We start from the raw sequence: 4,240 nt of genomic DNA, 5'->3' as shown, positions 1-4,240 counted from the left end.
GGCATATTCTTGAACCCAACGGTAGACCGTTGAATGATGAACGTTTACACCACGTTCCCTTAATATTTCGGATATATCACGATAACTCAATACATATCTTAGATAGTAGCCAACGGCTACAGTGATAACATCCTTGTTAAATTGTTTATATCTGAAATAGTTCGTACAGAAGACTCCTTTTTGTTAAAATTATACTATAAATTCAACTTTGCAACAGAACCTTTTAATATTACTTTGAATGCCTCCTGTTAATTTATTTAGAAAGTAGGTAAATGCCTTATGAGAAAATTATTCAATTTCATCATGACGATAATTGTGTTCTTATTATTAGTGTGTTTGCCTGCTTTATTTGATGATCAACGGTTTAGTTTCTTAAACTACCTTAATGCCTTGAAGTCGACGTTTTTATATATATTTCATCCTCAAGATATTATATTTACAAATAAAATATCACATGTTGAACGTAGTTTATTTCCGTTCTTTATTGAACCTTGGATAAATACTATTGTGATTTTGTTTGCTGCGCTATTGTTAGCTTTTATCGTATCTTTATTATTTACATACCTTTTATATGTTAATGACCATATTAAAAAATGGTATTTAAAAATTAATACAGTTCTATCTATTATTCCGGATATTTTTTACATACCTTTTTCTATTTCATTGGTGATATTATTTTATCGATATACAGATATTCTATTGTTTAATGTAGCGAATAGTTCAGAGGATAAAGCTTTAATATTCCCTATTTTGGTACTATCGATTATACCTTTAGTAAGTAGCGTGACATTTTTAAGTAGTATTCTAGATGATGTATCTCGTGCAGATTATATTGAATTTTCTAGAGCGAAGGGTTTATCAAATGTAGAGTTATACTTTAAACACATATTAAGGAATTTGTTTGCATCATATTTAATCAATTTTAAACATATTATTTGGATCACGCTTTCAAGTTTATTACTTTTGGAAAGAATCTTTAACATGCACGGCTTGTCATCATTTATATTTGATTACGGATCTCCAGAAGTATTATTTGTCACGTTTATATTGATTTATGTACCTGTATCTCTCGCCATATTTATGAGTCATAAAGTCTTATTTACCTTCACTGGTGTACGGGGAGGGTTATCATGAAGAAATTTTATATACTATTAACGTTACTTATCTTGCCTGCCCTAGTTGGTGTGATTTATTTTGATTTACTAAACATCACGCCTAAACCTATGAACTTTCTATACAATTCTAATGGGGATATTATGAAAAGTTCTCCATTTGCACCTAGCTTTAAAGCATTTTTTGGTGTGGATGCCGCTTCTAAAAATATGTTATTTGAAGTGTTATCCGGATATCGTATCACATTACTGATTATCATCGTCATATCAAGTTTATCGGTTCTTTGTTCAGTTGTAATTGGAACTTATTTAGCATTTAATCGCAAGACAACAAGTATTTACAGTGTCTTTTCTAATACTTTATTTTATATTCCTCAATCTATATTGGCGTATATTTTATTGCAACCTTTACTATATGAAACAATAGACGGCTTTACGACTACTATGCAATTTAGAATGACTTACAATATCACCATTCTGACAATCTTAATGATACCGACGACTACTATGCTGATAAAAGAATCAACCCAACACATATTAAATCAAGACTATATCGAAGCTGCATATACCATTAGTCCTAACGATAAACATATATTTATCAAACATGTATTACCTAACATACAAACTCAATATTTAATCATATTTTTGAGAATATGTTTTCAAACTTTACTCGTCATGACACACCTAGCCTTCTTCAAAATATTCTTCGGAGGCACGAAGGTTTGCTATGGACCCGCATGCGAAATTATAGAACGACCAAGTATCAATGACTTAAGCAGTTTATTAGGCTTTCACTCAAATGAGTTAACAACAAACTGGTGGACATTCTACGCACCATTAGTTGGTATTTTATATATATTTATCATTATTAATTTATTGTCTAATCTATTAAAAGTAATACAAAGATAAATAAAGCAGCGCAAATATAATTAACCCAGAACGCCCCCAAAACCCTGAACGCTATAACGAGTGTTCGGGATATTTTTATTGAAGCACCGTACCCAAAGCAAGCGCAGAAACTGATCTGTGCCGAAAAGAGATACTGGCCACCTCAACCTTATAAGCGCCTAGATATGTAGAAAGCTATCCTATCATGCCACAAATCCAATCAATCTAAGGTGCGCAGGCACAAAAACCTAACCTCAACAAACCCGACCCGAATCTATTAAGCGCCTATTCCGAACCTTACCCTAACCAAGCCACGAACAGAATCAACTTTTGCTAACCGCTTCAAACCAAGAACGAAAGAACGGGAAAGCGTTCTGAGTCCTCACCCTTTCCCGTTCTAAAAGCATTAATGAAAAAGTCCTCGCTTGCACGGGGCTTCACACTTTTTCATTACGGGCAAAACCGTAAAACCAAACCCCTATACCGCTTATAGAAACACCTCAAGAGATGTATATGAAATTACTAATCAATTTTATGGACACCATAAACGATAGCTAATACAAGGACTGGGAAAATAAAGATTTGAAAACCAGGTATAAGTAAACAAGCAACTAAGCCAATTAACCAAGCTGGTTCAATTTCATAATTCCTAATGGTTATTTTCTTCATCGTAAAACCTCCTTTATCATAATATGGTATAGGTATATTTACTTAATGTGATTGTATCATGAAGTCATTTTGAATACAGAAACAGGTAAGAAGCGGCATGTGAAATAAGGCATGAAAAAAGCCCTAACAGTTGGATGAGTTAGGGCTACCTGCGAAAACATTAAAAGGTGTGTTTTAATGTAGCGGTGTTACTGTATAGTTTGAGTAAATTAAAATAAATAGAAAGGAAAAACACCACTAATTAAATTGTATCATTAAGATAGTTTATATGTAATAGGAATGAAAAAAATTGAATAGAAAGTGTATAATATTTACATAAAGAATGTACAAAAGTACACTTTAGTAATTTAGGATTATAAATTCGTTTTAGTTAATCGGATTAATGTGTTAAAGATTTTGAGGGAGTTAATATATGATACGAAGGACAAAAAAAGTAACCGTACAAGAGTTATATGATATAGGTATCGCAAGTAAAGAAGGAATCATTGATTATCGGAAATATTCTGCTTTTAAACTTAGATATAGAATGAAGGGTTATGACGTACGTTTGAAAAAATCAAAAGTATTCAGATGAGGTCATGAGACAAAGTCTTAAAAACAAAGCGAAATATAAATGATTTATTAGATGATTACTAGTTAGATCATCTTATTGCAACTTTGCGGTTACATACTGCAACTATGGTATTCTTACAAAATCAAAGAACTACTTTTAAAATAAATCAATAAGGAGTGTGAAAGAATGGAGTTTCATAGAGTATTGAAAAAGAAAAGAATGGAAACAAATTTATCTCAAGAAGATTTAGCAAAAAAGTTAAAAATAAGTCGACAATCAATTTCAAAATGGGAGAATGAAAAAGGTTATCCAAACATTGAAACACTCTTAGAAATAAGTGAAATATTTAATATCACTGTAGATGAACTTTTAAAAGGAGATGATTATTTGAAAGATAAAATAATACAAGATAGTAGAAAATTAAAATACCCCAAATGGGTAGTTTTTTTTGATATTTTAACGCTCATAGGTTTGATAATCATAATTTCAAAATTAGTAATATTTGTTACTGTTAAAGTGACTGGTAATGAAATTGATTTTCTATCTGATTCTATACTTTATTCATTTGGGCCATTACTTTTAATGATTATAGGTGCGATAGGTTCTGATACGTTGAAGAAAAAATATCAATAATAACTTGTTGAAATTAGGTTTTAGAATGATTGAATGATAGATGAGTATAAACAAATGAAAAGAGAAGAAAAAGACCCTATTTAATGGTATAGGGTCTAGAAATTGGAATGGTGTTTAATATGGTAATGTCTTAGTAATCAAGACATCATAGCACATGGAATGTACTAAATTTATTTTACTATGTATTTTTGTGAAATTAAATATAAATCAACGTTTTTTGCATGAATGAACTAAATAATAAAAGAATTGAAGCGGTTGGTTTAAGTCTGTTATATCAAAGAAGTAACATAAACGAAATGGTTCTGTTGCAAAGTTGAATTTATAGTATAATTTTAACAAAAAGGAGTCTTCTGTATGAACTATTTCAGATATAAACAATTTAACA

The 4,240-nt window shown here is 30.6% G+C and carries 5 protein-coding genes and 1 pseudogene; 4 read left to right on the top strand and 2 right to left on the bottom strand.

The window, feature by feature from the left end; all coding sequences use genetic code 11:
* Nucleotides 1–126: pseudogene (locus tag LQ611_RS13615) on the bottom strand (IS6 family transposase); the annotation flags it as partial.
* 153 nt (nt 127–279) lie between these two features.
* On the opposite strand from LQ611_RS13615, the gene LQ611_RS13610 reads away from it, so the two are divergent.
* Both LQ611_RS13610 and LQ611_RS13605 read left to right on the top strand, forming a co-directional pair.
* Nucleotides 280–1,134, top strand: coding sequence for an ABC transporter permease family protein (locus LQ611_RS13610; protein WP_107566146.1), 855 nt, complete (start codon nt 280–282; stop codon nt 1,132–1,134).
* Nucleotides 1,131–2,021 (top strand): ABC transporter permease subunit, encoded by an 891-nt coding sequence (locus LQ611_RS13605; RefSeq protein ID WP_107566147.1) that lies wholly within the window; start codon nt 1,131–1,133, stop codon nt 2,019–2,021. Before LQ611_RS13610 ends, LQ611_RS13605 begins: the two co-directional genes overlap by 4 nt.
* A 501-nt stretch (nt 2,022–2,522) precedes the next feature.
* Here LQ611_RS13605 and LQ611_RS13600 read toward each other — a convergent pair.
* Nucleotides 2,523–2,669: a hypothetical protein gene (locus tag LQ611_RS13600; protein ID WP_158011170.1), complete on the bottom strand. Its 147-nt coding sequence runs from the start codon at nt 2,667–2,669 to the stop codon at nt 2,523–2,525.
* A 412-nt stretch (nt 2,670–3,081) separates the two neighbouring features.
* On the opposite strand from LQ611_RS13600, the gene LQ611_RS13595 reads away from it, so the two are divergent.
* Together LQ611_RS13595 and LQ611_RS13590 are read left to right on the top strand one after the other, a co-directional pair.
* A complete protein-coding gene (locus LQ611_RS13595) occupies nt 3,082–3,243 on the top strand; it encodes a hypothetical protein (protein ID WP_158011169.1) in 162 nt (53 codons plus the stop codon).
* Between the two features lie 165 nt (nt 3,244–3,408).
* Nucleotides 3,409–3,855, top strand: coding sequence for a helix-turn-helix domain-containing protein (locus LQ611_RS13590; protein WP_107573242.1), 447 nt, complete (start codon nt 3,409–3,411; stop codon nt 3,853–3,855).
* Nucleotides 3,856–4,240 lie beyond the last annotated feature (385 nt).

This window comes from Mammaliicoccus sp. L-M44 (assembly GCF_022386355.1).
Lineage (GTDB): Bacteria > Bacillota > Bacilli > Staphylococcales > Staphylococcaceae > Mammaliicoccus > Mammaliicoccus sciuri_A.
The sequence above is the reverse complement of the archived record's forward strand: the minus strand, read 5'-3'. Positions and strand labels throughout refer to the sequence as shown.